20 protein-coding genes are annotated in these 21186 nt (G+C 44.6%); 12 read left to right on the top strand and 8 right to left on the bottom strand.

Annotated features, from left to right (window positions below; genetic code table 11):
* Positions 1-82: 82 nt before the first annotated feature.
* The 8 genes from JaK3_RS08295 to JaK3_RS08260 all read left to right on the top strand — a co-directional run bounded on the left by JaK3_RS08295 (position 83) and on the right by JaK3_RS08260 (position 7280).
* Entirely contained in the window at positions 83-2446 is a 2364-nt protein-coding gene (locus JaK3_RS08295) for a Tex family protein (RefSeq protein ID WP_068323339.1), read from the top strand.
* Between the two features lie 92 nt (positions 2447-2538).
* Positions 2539-2868 carry an ArsR/SmtB family transcription factor gene (locus JaK3_RS08290; RefSeq protein ID WP_068323334.1) on the top strand — a complete coding sequence of 110 codons (330 nt, stop codon included), beginning with the start codon at positions 2539-2541 and terminating at the stop codon, positions 2866-2868.
* Positions 2865-3356, top strand: coding sequence for an arsenate reductase ArsC (locus JaK3_RS08285; protein WP_068323332.1), 492 nt, complete (start codon positions 2865-2867; stop codon positions 3354-3356). Before JaK3_RS08290 ends, JaK3_RS08285 begins: the two co-directional genes overlap by 4 nt.
* Positions 3353-4405, top strand: a complete 1053-nt coding sequence (gene arsB / locus JaK3_RS08280) for an ACR3 family arsenite efflux transporter (protein WP_068323330.1) — start codon at positions 3353-3355, stop codon at positions 4403-4405. Before JaK3_RS08285 ends, arsB begins: the two co-directional genes overlap by 4 nt.
* A gap of 96 nt (positions 4406-4501) precedes the next feature.
* Complete coding sequence (locus tag JaK3_RS08275) at positions 4502-5488, top strand: tripartite tricarboxylate transporter substrate-binding protein (protein ID WP_068323328.1); 987 nt, start codon at positions 4502-4504, stop codon at positions 5486-5488.
* A 124-nt stretch (positions 5489-5612) separates the two neighbouring features.
* A complete protein-coding gene (locus JaK3_RS08270; RefSeq protein WP_068323326.1) occupies positions 5613-6509 on the top strand; it encodes a pseudouridine synthase in 897 nt (298 codons plus the stop codon).
* 108 nt (positions 6510-6617) lie between these two features.
* Complete coding sequence (locus JaK3_RS08265; protein WP_068323324.1) at positions 6618-7001, top strand: translational machinery protein; 384 nt, start codon at positions 6618-6620, stop codon at positions 6999-7001.
* Between the two features lie 24 nt (positions 7002-7025).
* Complete coding sequence (locus JaK3_RS08260; protein WP_068323321.1) at positions 7026-7280, top strand: hypothetical protein; 255 nt, start codon at positions 7026-7028, stop codon at positions 7278-7280.
* Between the two features lie 374 nt (positions 7281-7654).
* On the opposite strand, the gene JaK3_RS08255 is transcribed toward JaK3_RS08260, so the two are convergent.
* The gene (locus JaK3_RS08255; RefSeq protein ID WP_068323318.1) at positions 7655-8248 is read right to left on the bottom strand and encodes a nitroreductase family protein; all 594 of its coding nucleotides are present in this window, start codon (positions 8246-8248) and stop codon (positions 7655-7657) included.
* Entirely contained in the window at positions 8238-8705 is a 468-nt protein-coding gene (locus JaK3_RS08250; RefSeq protein WP_068323313.1) for a nuclear transport factor 2 family protein, read from the bottom strand. Before JaK3_RS08250 ends, JaK3_RS08255 begins: the two co-directional genes overlap by 11 nt.
* A gap of 113 nt (positions 8706-8818) precedes the next feature.
* Between JaK3_RS08250 and JaK3_RS08245 the strand changes: the two genes are divergently transcribed.
* A complete protein-coding gene (locus JaK3_RS08245; RefSeq protein WP_068323306.1) occupies positions 8819-9958 on the top strand; it encodes an HPP family protein in 1140 nt (379 codons plus the stop codon).
* Positions 9955-10479: an HPP family protein gene (locus tag JaK3_RS08240; protein ID WP_068323304.1), complete on the top strand. Its 525-nt coding sequence runs from the start codon at positions 9955-9957 to the stop codon at positions 10477-10479. The genes JaK3_RS08245 and JaK3_RS08240 overlap by 4 nt, the downstream gene beginning before the upstream one ends.
* A 6-nt stretch (positions 10480-10485) precedes the next feature.
* Here the strand turns inward: JaK3_RS08240 and JaK3_RS08235 are convergent, their stop codons facing one another.
* Genes JaK3_RS08235 through JaK3_RS08210 form a run of 6 tightly spaced genes read right to left on the bottom strand, consistent with a single transcriptional unit; the run spans position 10486 to position 18833 of the window.
* On the bottom strand, positions 10486-10995 hold the full coding sequence (locus JaK3_RS08235) for an HPP family protein (protein WP_068323301.1): 510 nt from the start codon (positions 10993-10995) through the stop codon (positions 10486-10488).
* A gap of 3 nt (positions 10996-10998) precedes the next feature.
* Positions 10999-11907, bottom strand: coding sequence for a DNA-binding protein YbiB (ybiB, locus tag JaK3_RS08230; protein ID WP_068323291.1), 909 nt, complete (start codon positions 11905-11907; stop codon positions 10999-11001).
* A 7-nt stretch (positions 11908-11914) separates the two neighbouring features.
* Positions 11915-14755 (bottom strand): nitrate reductase, encoded by a 2841-nt coding sequence (locus JaK3_RS08225; protein ID WP_068323288.1) that lies wholly within the window; start codon positions 14753-14755, stop codon positions 11915-11917.
* Positions 14742-15098 (bottom strand): nitrite reductase small subunit NirD, encoded by a 357-nt coding sequence (gene nirD, locus JaK3_RS08220; protein ID WP_068323285.1) that lies wholly within the window; start codon positions 15096-15098, stop codon positions 14742-14744. The genes JaK3_RS08225 and nirD overlap by 14 nt, the downstream gene beginning before the upstream one ends.
* Positions 15091-17541 carry a nitrite reductase large subunit NirB gene (gene nirB / locus JaK3_RS08215; RefSeq protein WP_068323282.1) on the bottom strand — a complete coding sequence of 817 codons (2451 nt, stop codon included), beginning with the start codon at positions 17539-17541 and terminating at the stop codon, positions 15091-15093. The genes nirD and nirB overlap by 8 nt, the downstream gene beginning before the upstream one ends.
* Positions 17538-18833 carry a CmpA/NrtA family ABC transporter substrate-binding protein gene (locus tag JaK3_RS08210; protein ID WP_068323279.1) on the bottom strand — a complete coding sequence of 432 codons (1296 nt, stop codon included), beginning with the start codon at positions 18831-18833 and terminating at the stop codon, positions 17538-17540. The genes nirB and JaK3_RS08210 overlap by 4 nt, the downstream gene beginning before the upstream one ends.
* Before the next feature lie 151 nt (positions 18834-18984).
* Here JaK3_RS08210 and cobA point away from each other — a divergent pair, with 151 nt between their 5' ends.
* Both cobA and JaK3_RS08200 read left to right on the top strand, forming a co-directional pair.
* The gene (gene cobA, locus JaK3_RS08205) at positions 18985-19788 is read left to right on the top strand and encodes a uroporphyrinogen-III C-methyltransferase (RefSeq protein ID WP_082786407.1); all 804 of its coding nucleotides are present in this window, start codon (positions 18985-18987) and stop codon (positions 19786-19788) included.
* 20 nt (positions 19789-19808) lie between these two features.
* A complete protein-coding gene (locus JaK3_RS08200) occupies positions 19809-21182 on the top strand; it encodes a CmpA/NrtA family ABC transporter substrate-binding protein (RefSeq protein ID WP_068323276.1) in 1374 nt (457 codons plus the stop codon).
* The last annotated feature ends 4 nt before the right edge of the window (positions 21183-21186 follow it).

The following is a 21186-nucleotide window of genomic DNA, read 5'->3' as shown; positions in this document are numbered from 1 at the left end:
AGTCACCTACGGGTGGCTTTTGTTCTTCAATCAATACCAATATTCCAAAAATAGAACGCATCAGAGTAAGAAAATAAAATAAATGCTGCCATCAATAGAACAACGTCTTGCCCAAGAACTTTCCGCTAAACCCGCCCAAGTAGCAGCTGCCATCGCTTTGATGGATGAGGGTGCAACTGTGCCGTTTATCGCCCGGTATCGCAAAGAAGCAACTGGTGGCCTAGATGATGCACAGTTACGCCTATTGGAAGAGCGTCTGAGTTACCTTCGTGAATTAGAAGATCGTCGTAAAACGATTGTTGCTTCAATTGAAGAGCAGGGCAAGATGACGCCGGAGTTACTCAAAGCCATCATGCTGGCAGAGGATAAAACTCGCTTAGAGGACCTATACCTCCCTTACAAGCCCAAGCGCAGAACTAAAGCACAGATTGCTTTGGAGGCTGGCTTAGAGTCGCTAGCAAATGATTTGCTCGCTAACTCTAATTTAGATCCTGAAACAGAAGCTGCTAAATACATTAAAGAAGCATTTGAAGTGGATGGAACCAGTAACCCTGGGGTACCTGACACCAAGACTGCTCTCGAAGGTGCTCGTCAGATTCTGATGGAGCGTTTTGCTGAAGACGCCGCGCTAGTTCAGTCACTTAGAGAGTATTTGCAAGACCACGGAGTAGTAGAGTCCAAAGTGATTGCTGGCAAAGAGCAAGAGGGTGAAAAGTTTGCAGACTACTTTGATTACTCCGAACCCATTAAAGCCATTCCTTCGCATCGCGCTTTAGCTTTATTTAGAGGTCGCCGTGAGCAAATACTGATGGTGAGCTTGCGTTTAGATTCTGAAGAAGAGAAGCCAAAGTGGGATTCACCTCACAATCCTTGTGAGAATCGTATTGCTAATCACTTCAAGATTAAAAATGATGGCCGTCCAGCCGATACATGGTTGGCTGATACTGTGCGCTGGACTTGGCGCATCAAGTGCTCCTTACATCTAGAGTCAGAACTCATGACTGCCTTGCGTGAGCGCTCAGAAACCGAGGCAATCAATGTATTTGCCCGCAACCTAAAGGACCTGCTCTTGGCCGCTCCAGCTGGCCCTAGAGTAACGATTGGTCTTGATCCTGGTATGCGAACTGGTGTGAAGGTGGCGGTAGTAGATGCCACGGGCAAAGTGGTTGATACCGATGTGATCTATCCTCACCAGCCCAAGAATGATTGGGCAGGTTCATTGTATACCTTGGCTAAATTGGCCGAGAAGCATAATGCGACTTTAATCTCTATTGGTAATGGCACGGCATCGCGTGAGACCGATAAATTGGCTCAAGAGCTTATTAAAGCAAAGCCTGAGTTAAAGCTGACCAAGATTGTTGTCTCTGAAGCGGGTGCATCTGTTTATTCTGCATCGGAGTACGCTTCAAAAGAATTGCCAGGGATAGATGTTTCATTGCGAGGCGCAGTATCTATCGCCAGGCGCTTACAAGATCCACTTGCAGAGTTGGTCAAGATCGATCCTAAATCAATTGGTGTGGGTCAGTATCAGCATGATGTGATGCAAACCCAATTGGCCAAATCATTGGTTGCAGTTGTGGAGGATTGTGTTAACGCTGTTGGCGTAGATGTGAATACAGCCTCTGCGCCATTGCTGGCAAGGGTTTCAGGGCTAAGTTCTACCGTAGCGGAAGGTATTGTGGCTTACCGTGATAGCAAGGGCGCATTTAAATCGAGAGCAGATCTCAAGAGTGTTCCGCGTCTTGGCGAAAAGACCTACGAGCAAGCGGCTGGATTCTTACGCATCATGAATGGCGATGATCCATTGGATGCCTCTGCAGTCCATCCAGAATCCTATCCATTGGTTGAAAAGATTCTGAAAGATATTAAGAAGGGTGTAAAAGAAGTGATTGGCGATTCCAGTCTTCTTAAATCACTCTCACCAGAAAAGTATGCCGATGGTCAGTTTGGTGTGCCGACAGTAACCGACATCATTAAGGAATTGGAGAAGCCTGGCCGCGATCCGCGTCCTGAATTTACTACTGCAACTTTTAAAGATGGTGTAGAAAAGATTAGCGATCTGAAAGCGGACATGATTCTGGAAGGTGTTGTTACTAACGTAGCGGCCTTTGGCGCCTTTGTCGATATTGGCGTACATCAAGATGGCTTGGTGCATATTTCTGCTTTATCTAATACCTTTGTTAAGGATCCGCATAGTGTTGTTAAAGCAGGGCAGGTAGTGAAGGTCAAAGTGCTTGAGGTGGATGAAAAGCGCAAACGCATTGCCTTAACAATGCGCTTATCAGATGAAGCGCCAAGGGAGAGTTCTAAAGCAGGTGCTAAGCCCGAACAAAGAGCCCCAAATCGTCCCAGAACAGCCGAGCCTAGAAAGTCTCAAGAGGACAGAAGACAGGCTCCACCCGTCAATAATGCGATGGCAGCGGCATTTGGTAAGCTCAAAAAGTAAAGAGAAGACCAATCTCAAGCTAAGTATCAAAGTAATTACAGGCCCTAGTGGCCTGTAATATTTCTGTCATATATTTCTATATAATTGGAAATATGAAAAATATAGATGCTGTTCAAGCTTTTTTGGCTTTAGGCCAAGAATCTAGACTCAATGTCTTTCGTTTGATTGTGCAGCGAGGGGATGTTGGTCTAACACCAAGTCAAATTATTGAGAAGTTGGGTATTCCGAATGCTACTTTGAGTTTTCATCTCAAGGAGCTAGTTCATGCTGATCTCTTAATTGTTGAGAGGCAGAGTAGGAACTTAATTTATCGACCGAATGCCAAGCTTGTACAAAATCTCAGTGAATTTTTATTAGAAAACTGCTGTGGTGGGAAAGATTGCGGCACTGTCAAAGTAGTCAAAAGCTCTAAATCGGTATGAAGCAATACAACATTCTTTTTCTTTGCACTCATAATTCAGCGCGCTCAATCTTGGGGGAGGCATTGGCCTCTACACATCCAAGTGGCAAGTTAAGAGGTTTCTCAGCAGGCTCTACACCTGGAACCAGTGTTAATCCGATTGCGGCAGATATCGCTGTGGAACTTGGTATGGACCGCGCCTTACTCAAATCCAAAAGCTGGGACGTTTTTGGTGAGCCCAATGCGCCTAAGATGGATTTCATCGTTACTGTTTGCGACAATGCTGCGGGTGAGGTCTGCCCATTCTGGCCTGGTAATCCAGTAACGGCACACTGGGGCTTTCCAGACCCATCCAAAGTGCAGGGCACTGATATAGAAAAGAGGGCAGCTTTTAATGAGGTGATGAATGGTCTCAAAAAGCGCATCGATATCTTGGCAGCAATGCCATTAGATAAATTAGATTCCATGAGTCTCAAGAACATTCACGCACAGATACCAACAGCATCATGACTTCACTAACTAAAAAACTGTCTTTTCTAGATCGCTACTTAACAGTATGGATCTTTATCGCCATGGCGTTGGGCATAGGCTTGGGATACTTTTTTCCTGGAGTAGAGGGATTCATCAACTCATTTCAGGTGGGTAGCACCAATTACCCCATTGCCATTGGCTTGATTTTGATGATGTATCCACCGTTCGCAAAGGTTCGCTACGAAGACTTGCCAGACGTCTTTAGAGATAAGAAGATCTTTGCCATTGCCTTCCTAATGAACTGGATCATTGCACCTGCATTTATGTTTATTCTGGCGATTACATTTGTGCCTGACCAACCAGAGTACATGGCTGGACTGATCTTGATAGGCATTGCGCCGTGTATCGCCATGGTGATTGTTTGGAATGACATTGCTAAAGGCTCTACAGAATATGCAGCTGGCTTGGTAGCATTTAATGCCATTTTTCAGGTTCTATTCTTTAGTCTGTATGCCTATTTCTTTTTAACAGTACTGCCACCATACTTCGGATTGGCTGGCTCTAATGTCAGCATCACCATTGCCGAAATAGCTAAAACAGTCTTTATCTACCTGGGTATTCCTTGTATTGCCGGATTACTCACTAGATACATCACACTTAAATTTGTCTCTAAAGAGTGGTATCACGAACACTTTGTGCCAAAGATTGGGAAGATCACTTTAATCGCCTTGTTATTCACAATCGTGGTGATGTTTAGCTTGAAAGGCAAATTGATTCTGCAGTTACCTGGCGATGTATTAACTATTGCCATTCCACTGCTCGTTTACTTCGGTGTGATGTTTGTGATTACCTTTGTTATAACGACCAAGATGGGGATGGATTACAAGCGCTGCTGTACTTTGTCTTTCACAGCTTCGAGTAATAATTTTGAACTCGCTATTGCAGTTGCCATTGCCGTATTTGGTATTAATTCAGGAGCGGCATTTGCAGCGGTGATCGGGCCACTCGTTGAGGTTCCCATCATGATTGGCTTGGTTGCGGTTGCTCTGAGGATAAAAGACCGTTATTTCAATACCTTACGTAATTAGACAACGTTTTTGCTGAGAATTTCCCCCGTTGAAGTAACAAATTCTCTAAACTATTAGATTATTTGTTAAATCACGAAAGGCTAGGTTACTGTGAAAATGTCTAAATCAATTTTCCGCATTGCAGCAATTTCGCTGTGTGCATTAGGAGTCAGCATTTCTGCTGCCAAAGCAGCTGACTTCCCTGGTGATCGCCCAATTACATTAGTTGTCCCATTCTCCGCTGGCGGACCAACCGATAAGGTTGCACGTGAACTTGCTCTGGCTATGGGTAAGCAGCTCAAAGGCCAAGTGATCGTGGATAACAGTCCTGGTGCAGGTGGCACCATTGCTGCTAAGCGAGTGATTAACTCCAAGAATGACGGCTACACATTATTGATTCATCACATTGGCATGTCTACAGCACCAGCTTTGTATAAAAACTTGGGCTTTGATCCAATGAATGATTACGAGTATGTTGGTCAGGTTGCTGACGTTCCAATGATTTTGGTTGGCAATAAAGACCTGCCACCAAAAAACTATCAAGAACTTCTCCCGTACATGAAAGCTAACGTTAGCAAGATTGCTTATGCCAATGCTGGCGTGGGCTCTGCTAGTCACTTGTGTGGCTTGCTCTTCATGAGCCGTATTCAGTTGGATTTAACAACCGTTCCTTACAAAGGTACTGCGCCTGCATTGACAGACTTAATCGGTGGTCAAGTGCAGTTGATGTGTGACCAGACAACCAACCTCTCAGGTCAGTTGGCTACCAATACAGTGAAGCCTTATGGTTCAACAACTATGCAGCGCATTAAAGCCTTTGACAAGATTCCTACATTGAATGAGCAGGGCTTGAAGAACTTTGAAGTTAAAGTTTGGCATGGCGTATATGCGCCAAAGGGAACTCCTAAGGCAGAGATGGATAAGTTGGCTAAGGCATTACAAGGTGCAATTCAGGATCCTCTCTATAAGCAGCATATGGCTGAGTTGGGTGTAGAGATTCCATCACAAGCAAATGCCAGCCCAGAAGGCTTGAAAAAGCATTTGAAGGCACAGATTGATTTGTGGACTCCAATCATTAAGTCTGCAGGTATTTACGCAGACTAAGTTTCAAACACTTTGAAGAAGAGCCGCCTTAGGGTGGCTCTTCTTTTGAGGAGAAGCTAAATAGAAAACCGTACAGATGATTAATTTAAACTAGTAACCAAAAAGCATTTGCTAATGGGGTGTTATGAGAGTTAATTCAGAAGGGGTGTCAGCATCGCGGGTATATCTACCTGCTGATCAAGCTCATGCGAATTTGCTCAGCTTTTTTGTCATACAATTTCCTCATATTGCGAGAGAAGAATGGGTATCTCGTTTCAATGAAGGGCTGATTCTTGATCAAGAGGGCCATGCTCTAGCTCTCAATGATGCATATCTCCCTAATACGCATTTAATTTACTTCAGAAGGTTAGAGCGCGAGCCAGAAATTCCATTTGAAGAGAAAATTCTCTATCAAGACGAACATATTCTCGTTGCCGATAAGCCCCATTTCTTGCCGGTAACACCGAGTGGTCTTTATTTACATCAAACCTTGCTCAATCGCCTCAAGAAAACCACAGACATACAAACGCTAAGCCCAATTCATCGCATTGATCGAGACACTGCTGGCTTAGTTATCTTTTCGGTTAATCCAAATGAGCGTGCTCAATACCAGAATCTGTTTAGAGATAGAGCGGTGAACAAAGTCTATGAGGCTATTGCGCCTTTCTCAAAAGAGCTCGAACAAAAGCTCCCTATGACTTATCAAAGTCGTCTAGAGGAGTCTGAGCATTTCTTGCAGATGTGTGAAGTGCAGGGTGAGCCAAATTCAGATACCTTGATTGAGATTTTGGATATTAAGTCTCCATTCGCGAGATATCGTTTAACACCGGGTAGTGGAAAGAAGCATCAACTGCGTTGCCATCTCAATACCCTAAACATTCCCATTAAAAACGATCAGATTTATCCTGTTCTAACGCCATACCAGGAATACGACCTGGACTTTTCTAAGCCTTTGCAATTGCTAGCAAAAGCAGTCTCTTTTACGGATCCCATTACCCATCAATTAAGGGCTTTTTCCAGTCAAAAGACCCTTGAACTCTAGGAAATTTTTTTAACTCAGTCTATTTGATTTAAATCAAGCATAAATGACGTTTTGGAGTCTCTGGGGGAGTATTCTCAAAGGGTAGTCAATATTAATAATAGGAAGAATATGTCATTAAATCACGCAGTTATTTGGATTGATCACAAAGAAGCTCACGTTATGTTTTTGAGCGAACAGGCTAGTGAAGCCGAAGTGATTCGCAGCAAATCCACTCATACCCATCTCCATCACAAGGGTGGCGAAGTTGGTAGCGGTAAGCTCGCTCTAGATTCCAAGTATTTGCATTCAGTAATTAATGCCGTTAATGAATCCAAAGAAATTTTGATTCTCGGACCAGGCTCTGCAAAATTAGAACTCATTAAGCATGCTCATAAACATGACGCTAAGATTGCCGAAAATATTGTTGGTGTAGAAACTGTTGATCATCCTACTGATAAAGAGATTCTTGCTTATGCACGCAAGTTTTTCTATAAAGTAGATCAGATGCTCTAAATCTAGATATAAAGGAAAACGCAAATGACTCAAGAAGCTTTAGGGCCAGACGGTTTGCCGGGGCATGATTATTTTCTTGACGCAGTAAATCATATTGATGAGGCTGTAGCTAACAATACGATTGCTAGTGGTGCCGCCAAAGGAATTGTTTTTAGCCTGGTTGAAACGCTGGGTGCGATGGTTGGTGATCCTGATCTACCAAATCATCTCAAGTCTGGTTATATGGGCGCTTTAGATCTTGCGGTAGAGCTTGAAGCAAAGTTAGCAAAGCTCAAGTAAGTAAAAACAGCTTCTGTACACAGAATGGATAAGGGCAACTTCGGTTGCCCTTATCCATTTAAAATGGAGTCTAAATCGCACTTTTATTGAAGTTTATGACCCAACCCCAAAAGAAACGCTTACCTGTCGCCCCCATGATGGATGGGGGCGATATAGGCATCAGAGCCATATATAACAAGGCTTTATTTTTTTAAAAACCAATTTAGGGCAAATTTAGGACAAGAATTTAATGCGATTTTTTGATGTAAATATTCTTTACATTAAGTTGTCCTGAGTAATTATTACCAAACTAGCCAAGGGCTTTAGCGGCTTGTAGGTGACAGTCAGTTAGGCCAATTTACTGCTTGGAGAGTAGAAATATCCAACAGACTTAATTAGAAAACTGAGCTATATGAACTTGCATCTGGCCTTTGTTTATTGGGTTTATGAGCCGAGATAGTGCCGATGGTGATGAAGCACAGGGGCACCTCTTTATCCTTCAGTAAAAATAGCTCCCTCATCTTTTGGCTATAAAGAGCCTTACCGCTTGATAGCCCTGAGCCAAACCCTAAAGCATTAGCCATTAGTAAAATATTCTGAATTGCACATCCTGCGGAGATGAGTTTTTCTTGTTCGGGAATATTATCTAGCGAATTGTTTAGTCTGGCAGTTGCCAGTAGCAGTAAGGGACCCCGAAAGGCCTTCTGCTTTGCTTCATCAAGCTGATTTAGTGTTGCGTTGGGATCTCTTGATTTAAGGGCATTTGCAAATAGATCGCCTAATAAATTTCGACTTTCGGGACTGACTTCATAAAAGTGCCAAGGCGTTACTTTTCCATGATCGGGGGCGGCTCCAGCCGCATTCAGAATTTCTAATTTCTGGGATGGGCTGGGACCAGGCGCAATAAGTCTTTTAGGTGAAACATGCTGACGACTGTGGATCAGTGCATCTGCAAAGGTGCCGAGCGAATCTAAATTACTAGAAGCCAAAATGACTCAGTCCCGGGTGATCATCAGGCCGCCTTCCAAGGGGCCAAAAGAATTTTCGATCTGATTCTTTGATGGGTAGATCATTGATGCTGGCAAAACGTCTCATCATGAAGCCATTCTCATTAAATTCCCAATTCTCGTTACCAAAGCTTCGTGACCAGTTCCCAGAATCATCCCGGCACTCGTAAGCAAAGCGAACTGCGATGCGGTTATCTGTGAATGCCCATAATTCTTTAATTAATCGGTAGTCAAGCTCCTTGGCCCATTTGCGCCGAAGAAACTCTTTTACTTGATCTCGGCCTTTTGGAAATTCAGCTCTATTTCTCCAAATGGTATCTTCCGTATACACCAAGGAGACTTTTTCGGGATCGCGGGTATTCCAAGCATCTTCAGCCATTCGAATCTTTTGAATTGCCGTTTCTTTATTAAAAGGGGGTAGAGGTAGTTTTTGTTCCATGGCGCCTTATAGCTAATATTTCTGAATAATAAGAATAAACAGGGACTTGCATACAATAGACAAATTAGTACCACTTTTGGTGCATTTAAAATAAACCTTTATTGAGACCGCTTTTGAGACATTTCTTTAAAAAGTTAACTGCCATTCTTCTGCCGGAAGCTACCTCAGTTTCTTGGTTAGAGAGGATTAGATCAGTTTTAGGAGTTGTGCTAGGTTTGCTTGCAGTGGCAGCTCTTGGTTTATTGCTTGCAAGTTACGGAAACACATCACCATGGATTGTCGCCTCGATGGGCGCAAGCGCATTTTTATTATTTGTCTTGCCCTCAAGTCCAATGGCACAGCCATGGGCAGTTATAGGGGGTAGTTGCATTTCTGCTTTTGTAGGCGTTGCTTGTTCGCAGTTTGTCCATGAATTGCTACTCTTAATTCCTCTGTCGGTTGGACTTGCAATCTTGGCAATGTTTACTTTACGTTGTTTGCATGCACCCGCTGCAGCTTTAGCGCTATTAATCCCTTTGAACGGATTGACGGATTTTCATTTTGTGCTCTTTCCAGTCTTAGGCAATGCTGTCTTGCTAGTTTTGTGTGCAGTCATTTATAACTCCCTAACGGGCAAGCCATATCCGCAACGCCCTAAGGCAGCCTTAGATTCATCTCCGCTACAAAAACGAAATCGTAAGATTGAGGACCAGGAAATTAGCGCTGTCTTGGAGAGATATAACCAAGTCCTTGATATCAGTAAGGATGACTTGGCCAATTTGATTTCTCAAGTTGAGCATGGGGCTTATCAAAAGAAGCTACAAAGTATGTTGTGTAAAAATATTATGACCACAGATGTCATGTATGTGAGTATGGATTCGCCTTTGGATCAGGCATGGAATTTACTCCGCAAGCGTCATGTTAAGGCTTTGCCAGTCATAGATGGTGCAAGAAGGGTGCTTGGAATTATTACCCTAGAGGATTTTCTTAAAAGTGCAGCAGTGGATTTTCACCAAACCTTTGGACAGCGCATCAGGGGTTTTATGCGAACGGCTGTTCCCGGTTTAAATAGTTTGCCCAATGCTGTTGGGCAGGTGATGAGTAAGCCGGTAAGGGTAATTAGTGAAGATCGAAATATGCTTGATTTGGCCGAGATATTTTGTGGCGATGGGCATCACCATATCCCCGTGATTAATGATAATAGGCAGTTGGTAGGAATGATTACTCAATCTGATTTTGTGAAAGCGATTGACCAGTCCATTGATATTAGATGAAAAATATTTTCAATAAATTGAGCAACTTCTTAAATGAAATTGCACCACCACAGGGGCAATATTCTTGGTTCGATAGGCTCAGAATATCTATTGGTGTGGGCGTAACCATTCTTGCGATAGCATTCTTGAATCATTTATGGGGCGATATGACGCAAGATGAGAATATGGTGACGGCCGTATTTGGAGTAAGTGCACTATGTATTTTTCTCTTTCCCGATAGTAAATTCTTTTCTCCGTTGGTATTAATCGAGGCAAATTTATTGGCTTCCTGCATCGCCTTTATTTGTGTTTATATTTTTCCCTCGGTTTCCATAGGTATTACGGTCAGCATTATTGGCACGATCGCTGGGATGTACTTGCTAGGGTGTATCCATCCGCCAGCGGTTTTCTTAAGTATGTTTATTGTGATGGCCGGCACAAATAGTTATGACTTTGCCTTACATCCTGTTTTAGCCGACTCTCTTGTATTGGCCCTGGTGAGTTTTTCAGACAAAGCTTTAATAAAGCACTCGTCGGGCTAAGCTTTGCTAACCCCAAACACTCCAATCTTTGGATTGCGGTGAGGGTTCATTCCACTTCACTGGGTAATGCAGAGTTTTGCCAGGAGTGAGGCGACTCCAAATTGCTGCTACAACCGCAAGAATCGTCACGCCAACCAAGACAACCACTATAAGATGGCCAAAGCCAGCGTGAGTCTGGATCATGATGAGTGGATTGGCGCCAGCTGGAGGGTGCACCGTTTGGGTCAGCAATAAGACTACTAAAGTAATCACTTCTGCGAGCAAGTAAACCCATAAGGCATCATCAAAGAGCTGGTAACAGACAATGCCAATGAGTGCGCTGATGAGGTGCCCGCCAAATAAAGCTCTTGGTTGTGCTGCAGGGGCGCTTGTCAAGCCAAACAGAAATATTGTTGAGCCACCCAGTGATGCAAGTAGCAGGGGTGATGTTGGAGGTTTCGTCAAGAGTAGGGCTAGACCTAGTGCAATCATGGCTCCAAATGAAACCCATGCCAAACGTTTAACTGTTCTGAGCATGACTTAGTGTAAGCCGGCCATCGTTGATATTTGATCGGCTTGCCTGAGGATTGAGCTCGGACACCTGATCTCTCCTGAGAGTATCTGCTTGGTAATAGATGCTGTTGATAAGGCATCAATATCGAAAAATGGATTAGGGTCCGCGAAGCGTTCTTCTGGGCTGGCAACTTCATTTCTATTTGAAGGTAAAAAATGCATTTCAGGTAATCGTAGTAGGGAGGCAGTTGGCTCACCCTCACTCCCCCGCATCAAAATTGCATTGGCTGAACGAAGTTGGAAAAATTCCCGTAATTTTTCTGGGTATTCTGGGTGTGTGTAGTTAGAAACTTGCCAAGGGTTCTGAAGCGTTGGATTAATGAGTTTTGCTAGTACATGACCAGTATTCCGCAGGCCAATTCTTTCTCTGACGTCTAATAACCTTTGAAGCGCTGGGGAGATGATATTAAGAGGGCAAAAGATCGGTAGATTCAAAGCCAAGAGGGCGCCAAATTCATCTTTGGTCTTGAGAATTGGCCAGCCAAGGGACTTAAAGATTTCATGGCTCGTTACCCTTGTTTGATCTTTTTCGACCCCCTGAACAAGCACTATGAAACCATAACTAGCAAGCATGCCAGAAAGAAGTGGTGTGAGATTTGCCTGTTTTCTAGCCCCGTTATAACTTGGCAAGACTATGGTGGGGCGTGTGCCAAGATTCAGTAGATTGAGATGCGGTTGTAGGGCATCCATAAAGCCCATAAGCTCAGATACGGACTCACCCTTGATGCGCATAGCAATACAAAATGCACCTAGCTCAAGATCGCTGACATTACCATCCAGAATTTGAGTGAAGACTTCTTTTGCCTGATTGCGATCAAGATCGCCAGCGCCCTTGCTGCCTCGGCCAATTACCTTTAAGAATGATGTAATGCTCATTGCAAGATTATGCAGCTACTTCCACTTTATTGAAGAAGTTGACAATAATTTGCTTGACTTCGGGTTTACAGGATCCGCAATTAGTTCCGCACTGCGTTTCAGATTGAAGTGAGGTCATGGCATCATCAAGGGAAGTACCCGCTGGCATCTTGCTTAAGCATTCTTTCATTGAGTCCGCTGAAACATTGAAGCAGTTACAAATTGCCTTACCTTTGGGTTTAATTTCCACGGGGGGTTTGCTGACAGGTATCAATAAAGACCGACCAAGCGCTTTTGCATCTAAGCCGCTTTCTAGGTACTCCCTTAACCAAGTAGTACTTGCTAGGCTTTCAATGGAGCCAGTCAGCATTGCAGATAGAACCTTCTCTTGAGCGCGAACAAGTCGTACTACGCCTCTGCGCTTATCGCTATAGCGCATTACAGGCTCTCCAGATGTTTCATCTAGCTTGAATTTCTGCATCACTTGCTTTAAAGCTTGCGCGGCAAGAGAGCCTAATTCTTCAAGAGGGTCATCGTGGTGAGCGGCCTTGAATGAAACCCCAATAAGGCCGCTATCCTGCTCTCTCCCAAATAGAACGCATTGGGCGGAATCAAAATGAGGCAAGATGCTGCGCAAACTGTTTTGAATAAAAAATACTTCTTCTTTGGGAAATAAGCCGAAAGCCACTAAATGCCAGGGAAGGTTTGCTGGCAATATCTTGACGGCTGAATGTTTCAGTTCGGGCTGACCGGATACAGGGTCGATTATGTTGCAAGTAAGGCCGTTAACTCCGCGGCCAGGTGTTTTACCAGCAGCGCCTGAAATAAATTCAGAACCCCAGTGCATGGCAATAAAGGCTTGCGAGGAGGCGATATCGTCTGAGACTTTGATTGGGAAGATCTCACTACCTCTGCGACTAGTGACATGAACTAAATCACCATTAGCCAAATTCATCCTGCCTGCATCTTTAGGTGAAAGCTCTACGCAGGGTTCTGGTGAGTGGCCATAAAGAGTTCCGATGGTTCCAGTCCTACTCATACCGTGCCATTGATCTCTAAGGCGCCCAGTATTTAAGGCAAATGGGTAGCGAGCATCTACGGATTCTGCGGTTGCTTTATAGGGAGCGGCAATAAAGTGAGCTTTTTTATCTTTGGTAGGAAAAACACCATTTTCATAAAGTCGCTTCTTACCAAAGAAATCCCCTTTGGGCATAGGCCATTGTTGTGGTCCGCGTTCCTCAAGGATTTTGTAGCTTAGACCAGTAATGTCGAGATCGCGACCCGCTGTACTCTCGCGATGTTCATTCCAAATATCTTCCGGTCCGTTGTAAGGAAATAGAGTGGATGTTCCTTCTTTTCTATTGCCTGGTAATAGCGCTTCTAGAGCTAGCCCAATTTCAAGAGCGATCTGCCAATCATGTTTAGCAGACTCATAGGGGTCAATTGCGGGATTTACTTTAGAAATTCTTCGCTCTGAATTAGTAACTGTTCCTACTTTTTCTGCCCAGGTAGTGGCGGGCAACAATACATCTGCATATAGGGTAGTGGCTGTGTGTGCATAAGCTTCCTGCACTACAACAAATTCTGCCTTGCTTAATCCCTCGTGAACTGCATTGAGATCAGGCATTGATTGTGCGGGGTTTGTGCAGACAATCCATATAGCTTTTAATTTTTCAGTACGCAATGCCTCGAACATCGGTATTGCACTAAGCCCTGGTTTTTCAGGAACGGAGTGAACTCCCCATAGGTTGGCTACCTCTGCGCGGTGTTCTGGATTAGCAAGATCGCGGTGTGCAGATAACAGGTTGGCCAAGCCTCCAACCTCCCGGCCACCCATCGCATTGGGTTGTCCAGTCAAGGAGAATGGTCCAGCACCAGCTTTCCCTATTTGTCCGGTAGCTAAATGTAGGTTAACTAAGGCAGCGTTCTTTGCGGTGCCTGAAGCGGATTGATTTAGTCCCTGGCAGTACATCGATAGGGTTGCGGGAGAAGTAGCAAACCATTGAGCCGCTTGGAACAAGTCTTTTTCGTTAATTCCGCAGATCTGGCTAACTGCCTTGGGCGTGAAATCTCTAACCAAATCACGCAGCGCATCAAAATCCGCCGTATATGAGTTGATATAAGGCTCATCAATCCATTTCTCCCAGAGCATGATGTAAAGCATCCCGTGGTAGAGGGCTACATCAGTACCAGGCTGTATCTGTAGGTAGAGATCAGCTTCTTTGGCGGTATCGGTTTTTCTTGGGTCAACAACAATAACTTTGAGACTCGGATTATTTTTGCGTGCATCCTCAAGACGTCTATAGAGAATTGGGTGAGCAAAAGCAGTATTAGATCCGGTAATAAAGATCGTGGATGCTGAATCTATATCTTCATAGCAGCAGGGTGGGGCATCCATTCCCAAAGTTTGCTTGTAGCCAGCTACTGCGCTAGACATGCATAGGCGTGAATTAGTGTCAATATTATTCGAGCCAATTAAGCCCTTCATTAACTTATTGAAGATGTAATAGTCTTCAGTCAGCAATTGACCAGAGACATAAATGCCAACGGATTCTGGGCCATGCTCTTTAATGATATCGGCAAATTTTTGTGCAATAGTCTGAATTGCTTCAGGCCAAGAAATATCTTTGGGCTCTTCACCCTTTGTGTTGCGGATAGCTGGTGATCCCAGTCGAGCCTGCATCTGAAGGCTTGGGTTTGCAGTGAGATGAAGGGTTGAGCCTTTACTGCAGAGTCTGCCAAAGTTTGCAGGGTGATCGGGGTCGCCGCGAACCCCGGTTACCTCGATCTTCCCATTGCTTTCAGCGGTTTCAATAATGACGCCACAGCCAACACCGCAATAGCAGCAGGTGCTTTTAACTTCTGCCATGACTAGCTTGTAATTCCTCACGGTTTAGCCAAACAACACCAGACTCTACTTTGACTGCAAAGGATTTTGCACAGCCTTCATCTGGGGCAACGGCACAGCCGGTAGAGAGATCTATATTCCAGGAATGTAGTGGGCAGGTTACGGATTTTCCATGAACGATGCCCTGAGAAAGGGGGCCACCCTTGTGAGGGCACTTATCCAATACGGCAAATACTTCGTCCTCTGAATTTCTGAAAATTGCAATTTGACCGGCGGGAGCCTCAATAACGCGAGCGCCTAGGACTGGTATTTCTTCGACCGTTGTGATTTTTTGCCACTGATCAACTTGGGCGGTATTAGACATTTCCAACCTCGACTATAGGAATAGTTTTAAATTGACGAACATCTACACCAGCACGTTCAAAGTCTTTCCAGGGATCCGGAGCATCTTTTAGATCAAACAGCAGTCTTTCATAGAGAGCTTTACGACTTTCAGCATCGTCGACCACCTTTTGCTTAATGTATTCCATGCCAACTCTTGCCAAGTAATGGACAGTTCGATCCAAATACCAAGCTTCTTCACGGTACAGTTGTAAGAAGGCCCCAGAATATTCACGAACTTCCTCATCGGTTTTAACTTTACAGAGAAATTCCGCTACTTCTGTTTTAATGCCGCCGTTACCACCAATATAGAGCTCCCAGCCGGACTCAACGCCAATGATGCCAACGTCTTTGATGCCAGCTTCTGCGCAGTTTCGTGGGCAGCCAGACACCGCCAGCTTAACTTTGTGAGGTGCGTACATACCGAAGAGCATTCTCTCAAGATCTACGCCCATTTTCATGGAGGACTGGGTACCAAAACGACAGTGCTCATCACCAACACAAGTTTTCACTGTGCGAATTGATTTGCCATAGGCATGACCTGATGGCATATCCAACTCTTTCCAAACCGCTGGAAGATCATCCTTCTTGATCCCAAGTAAGTCAATTCGTTGGCCGCCAGTTACCTTAACCGTTGGTACTTGGTATTTCTCAGCAACGTCAGCAATTCTGCGTAGTTCAGAAGGGGTAGTTAGTCCACCAAACATCCGCGGAATAACTGAGTAGGTGCCATCTTTCTGAATATTGGCATGAGCGCGTTCATTAATGAAGCGGGATTGTGGATCATCTTTTGCTTCATGTGGCCATGTAGAGATCAAATAATAATTTAAGGCAGGGCGACAAGTCGCACAACCGTTAGGTGTTCTCCAGTTCAGTTCGGTGCGAACTTGCTCTTGAGAAATTAAGTGACCTGAGCGTATGGCTTGACGAATTTCATCATGAGAAAGATCGGAGCATCCACAAATTGATTTCTTTCTAGGGGTTGCTGAATAATCCGTGCCAAGAACATTCATCAGAACTTGCTCAACTAGGCCTGTACAAGAACCACAGGAGCTGCTGGCTTTGGTACATTTCTTTACTTCATCTAGTGTGAATAGACCCTGTTCTCGAATAGCCTTGACAATGGTGCCTTTAGTGACCCCATTGCATCCGCAAATTTCATCTGCATCAGTCATGCCGGCAGCTTTATTGTGACCTTGATGACCAACGTCGCCAATATTAGATTCACCAAACATCAACGTGTCACGAATCTCTGCAATGCTTTGTTCGTCACGCATGAGCTTGAAATACCAAGTACTATCCGCTGTATCGCCAAACATACAAGCACCAATTAAGCGATCATCTTTAAGAACTAATTTTTTATACACTCCGCCAATAGGATCGGCCAGAGTAATCTCTTCAGTACCTTCGCCTCCCATAAAGTTTCCAGCGGAGAAGAGATCAACACCTGTCACTTTCAGTTTTGTTGACGTTACGGAGCCCTCATAGCGACCGATACCGTGTTCGGCAAGGTGATTTGCACAAACCTTAGCCTGCTCAAATAAAGGCGCAACTAAACCATATGCAGTTCCACGATGGCTTGCGCACTCACCAACTGCATAGATTCTTGGGTCAAACGTTTGCAAAGTGTCATTAACAACGATGCCTCTTTGGCAATGTAAACCTGCAGATTCAGCTAAAGCTGTATTGGGCTTAATACCCGCCGCCATAACAACTAAGTCAGCAGGTATTTCTAACCCACCTTTAAAGCGGATATGGCCGACACGATCGCCTGCTGCATTTGGGGTAATTGCCTCGGTAGAAGTTTTCAGTAAAAACTTAAGACCTTTTTCTTCCAAGGATTTTTGAAGTAAATCAGCCGCTGTTTTATCTAGCTGTCTTTCCATCAACCATTCAGCCAGATGGACCACAGTCACACTCATCCCCCTGAGGGCCAGACCATTTGCAGCTTCTAGACCAAGTAGGCCGCCACCAATGACAACGGCATTTTTGTAACGCGTTGCCACATCAATCATCTCATTCGTATCTTTGATATCACGATACGCAATCACGCCAGGTAAGTTATTTCCTGGAACAGGCAAGATAAATGGTAAAGAGCCGGTAGCGAGCAATAAGCGATCGTAGCTTTCAACGGTGCCATCATCGGCAATAACAGTGCGCTCTTTGCGGTCAATCTTAGTTATGGTTTTGCCAAGATGAAGATGGATGCCATTACCCTTGTACCAATCGAGGTCATTTAGAACAATTTGCTCAAGAGTCTGTTCGCCAGCCAATACTGGGGACAGCAAAATGCGGTTGTAGTTGGGATGGGGCTCTGCACCAAAGATGGTGATGTCATAAAGCTCTGGGTCGAGCTTTAATAGTTCCTCGATGGTCCGGACTCCGGCCATCCCATTGCCAATCATGACGAGTTTTTGTTTTTTCATGCTTTGATCTTGAAGCTATCTGCATAAGCAGCAGGGTTGGAGCCATTCCATACAACACCATCAAATAATTTGCTGGAGCGCATATCGCTTTTTGGTAATGGGGTTTTGGAGGCCGTAGCCGCATCTTTGTAGATAGCGATGTTGTTAACCTTCTTCGCTACTGCCAAGTAATCTGGATGTTCTTTGAGTAATCCCCAACGCTTATGTTGAGTCATAAACCACATGCCATCAGACAGGTATGGGAAAGTTGCCAAACCGTCGTTATAAAACTTCATCGCATGAGGGTCATCCCAAGTCTTGCCGATACCATTGTTGTAGCGACCCATCATTCGATCTTGAATTACAGCAACGTCAGTATTCACAAATGAAGGTGCAGCGACAACTTCCGCAGTTGCATGCTTATTCGAAGTCGATGCATCAATATATTTTCCAGCCTCTAAGATTGCCGCCGTAACTGCACGACAAGTATTGGGATACTTCTTTGCAAAGTCGGAAGTTGTACCCAGCGCCTTCTCAGGATGATCTTGCCAAATTGCTTGTGTAGTAATGGCTGTAAAGCCAATGCCGTCAATGATTGCGCGGGCATTCCAGGGTTCACCTACACAATAGCCATCCATATTTCCGCTGCGCATATTTGCCACCATTTGAGGGGGCGGAACAGTGATAATTTTCGCGTCTTTAAATGGATTGATTCCGTAGTTCGCTAACCAGTAGTAGAGCCACATAGCGTGTGTACCGGTTGGAAAGGTTTGCGCGAATGTATAGTCACGCTTTTCTTTATCCATTACAGCTTTAAGGCTTGCGCCATCAGTAACGCCCTTTTGGTAAAGCGCTTTAGATAAAGTAATTGCTTGACCATTTTTATTGAGTGACATGAGGATAGACATGTCTTTTTGTTGGCCACCAATGCCCATCTGTAATCCATATACCAGCCCATACAGAATGTGCGACATGTCGTTTTCACCATTCACTAGCTTGTCACGGATTGCAGCCCATGATGCCTCTTTGGTGGGGATGATCTTGACGCCGTACTTCTTATCTAGACCAAGATGGTTGGCCATGACGACCGATGAGCAGTCTGTAAGGGCAATAAAGCTGACCTTCACATCCGTTTTTTCGGGGGCATCGGAGCCTGCTGCCCATGCTCCAGCTTTAACCATTGGATCTATTAAGGACAGAATGCTTGCAGAACCAATGCCTTGTATAAGTTTGCGACGCGTAGGATTGGCATCAGTAACAGTGGGGGTGGTGGCTTCTGGTGATAAGCCGCTAATGCTAGTTTTCTCTTTCATGCTGAGCTCCTTTGGTCGATAACTAACGATAAAGAAGTTGCGCTTGCCTCAATTGAGTTGATGGCTTGGTATTGGTGCACCAAATAATTACATGCGCCATTTTGGTTCACGTAAGAAATTTGAAGATATTGCCGGCTGTTAAAAATGAGGCATGAAACAAATTGCACCATTAACAGTCATTACCAATACAGCCCACTGTATTGAACCGGGCGTATTCCTTATTGGTGCTGGTCCCGGCGCCTCTGATCTTATTACTGTACGCGGTGCCAGGATTTTAGGTAATGCGGATATTGTTTTTTATGATGCACTCATTGATATTTCTATGTTGGAGTGGTGTGCTAGCACTAAGTTGGTGCAGGTAGGGAAAAGATGCGGATCACATTCGAGCTCTCAGCACTTCATTAACAAGCAATTGGTGGATGCTGCAGAAAAGTACTCAGTAGTTGTGCGCCTGAAAGGCGGGGATCCGATGATCTTTGGTCGTGCACAGGAAGAAATTGATGCTCTCGAGAAAGCAAATGTGCGCTATGAGATTGTTCCAGGCATCACCACTGCCTTAGCAGCCTCGGCAGAGTTAAGGCAGCCTCCAACCACCAGGGAGTTAAGTAGAACTCTGACGCTGACTACTCTTCCTGGCCGTTGCGCGCATGAAGATCATAAAACTGCTATTTACTATATGGCGCGTGATCAGCTATCTGAGGTCGCGACAACATTGATTGCTCAGGGCTACTCGATAGATACCCCGGTTTGCTTGATGGAATCGGTCAGCCTGCCATCGCAACGTAGTTTCGCCTGCACATTAGATGAATTACGCTTTGGTGATGTTCATCATCATTTTTTAGATAAGCAACCTGTTGTAGTGATGATCGGAGAGGTTTATAGAAAAAAACTGCATACGCTTATCCCATTGGTTGAGTCAAAAAACCATTTCAACGAATTGCAAGCCGCATCTTAATTACTTACTAGGAGCTATAAATGAATTCATATCGTCCATTTGATCCAGATAGACCTCTGTTTAGCAACCGCTGTAGCTGTGGACAGCATGCATCCGAGCTGGATCATGCAAACTCACTTTCAGCAATGATGGATGCCGAGCAGCAAAGCGCAGATTTTGTTGAGGCCAGCTTAGTTAAGGCTCTTTTTCCTCAAGAAGATCGTAGGCGCGCATTTTTAAAGGCTGTTGGAGTAGGTGGGGCAATGAGCGCGCTCTCAGGCTTCTTGCCAGTAGGCTCCTTGCAGGCAATGGCACAAGAAAAAGCTCCATTAGAAAAACCAGACCTAAAAATTGGCTTTATCGCAATTACTTGTGCGACTCCACTCATCATGGCTGACCCGCTGGGTTTTTATAAAAAACAAGGCCTGAACGTTACGCTTAATAAGACCGCAGGTTGGGCTTTAATTCGTGACAAGATGCTCAATAAAGAGCATGATGCCTCACACTTTTTATCACCAATGCCAATCTCAATGTCAATGGGCTTAGGTTCTGATCCTTCTCAGATGCGTGTGGCCACAATTCAGAACGTGAATGGTCAGGCTATTACACTAGCTAACAAGCACAAAGATAATCGCGATCCGAAAAATTGGAAGGGTATGAAGTTTGCCGTCCCATTTGAATATTCCATGCATAACTTCTTGCTACGTTATTACGTGGCTCAAGCTGGCTTAGATCCCGATAAAGATATTCAGATTCGCGTTACACCTCCACCAGAGATGGTTGCAAACTTACGTGCCGGCAATATTGATGGCTTTTTAGGGCCTGATCCATTTAATCAGCGCGCAGTGTATGACGAGGTCGGATTTATTCATATTCTGACTAAGCAGATTTGGGATGGTCACCCTTGCTGTGCTTTTGGAACTTCTGAAGAATTTATCCGTAAGAATCCAAATACTTTTGCAGCCCTCTATCGCGCAGTGCTCAATGCCTCCACGATGGCACGTGACCCCGCAAATAGACCTTTAATTGCTAAGGTAATTTCTACGCCGAATTACCTTAACCAGCCCGAGACGGTTGTCATGCAGGTTCTCACTGGTAAGTTTGCAGATGGTCTTGGCAATGTGCAGAACGTACCAGATCGTATCGACTTCAATCCAATCCCTTGGTACTCCATGGCAACTTGGATGTTGACCCAAATGCAGCGTTGGGGTTACGTCAAAGGCGATGTGAATTACAAGGACATCTCTGAAAAAGTATTTTTGCTGACCGACGCTAAAAAATATATGAGTGAGACTGGAATTGCAGTTCCACCATTGGCTAAAGTGGGATACAAAAAAGACAAGATTATGGGTAAAGAGTTCGATCCTAGCCAGCCAGCAGCCTATCTAAAATCTTTTCAAACCAATAAAGCGTGAATAT

Origin of the sequence: Polynucleobacter yangtzensis (assembly GCF_001595965.1) — a bacterium.
Lineage (GTDB): Bacteria > Pseudomonadota > Gammaproteobacteria > Burkholderiales > Burkholderiaceae > Polynucleobacter > Polynucleobacter yangtzensis.
The sequence above is the reverse complement of the archived record's forward strand: the minus strand, read 5'-3'. Positions and strand labels throughout refer to the sequence as shown.